Raw genomic sequence first — 242 nt, forward strand, 5'->3', positions numbered from 1 at the left:
TGGGCCTAAATGGACTCGAACCATCGACCTCACGCTTATCAGGCGTGCGCTCTAACCAGCTGAGCTATAGGCCCATAATTGAAAAGCGGGTGAAGAGAATCGAACTCTCGACCAGAGCTTGGAAGGCTCTTGTTTTACCACTAAACTACACCCGCATTAAATTGTAAATGGTGAGCCATGAAGGATTCGAACCTTCGACCCTCTGATTAAAAGTCAGATGCTCTACCAACTGAGCTAATGGC

Annotated in this window: 2 tRNA genes; both read right to left on the reverse strand. The window is 47.5% G+C overall.

Going from position 1 to position 242, the window contains the following annotated elements:
- A tRNA-Ile gene (locus JDS82_RS29375) sits at positions 1-74 on the reverse strand.
- A 10-nt stretch (positions 75-84) separates the two neighbouring features.
- A tRNA-Gly gene (locus JDS82_RS29380) sits at positions 85-155 on the reverse strand.
- Positions 156-242 lie beyond the last annotated feature (87 nt).

The organism is Bacillus cereus group sp. N14, assembly GCF_016483555.1.
GTDB classification, from domain to species: Bacteria; Bacillota; Bacilli; order Bacillales; family Bacillaceae_G; genus Bacillus_A; species Bacillus_A wiedmannii.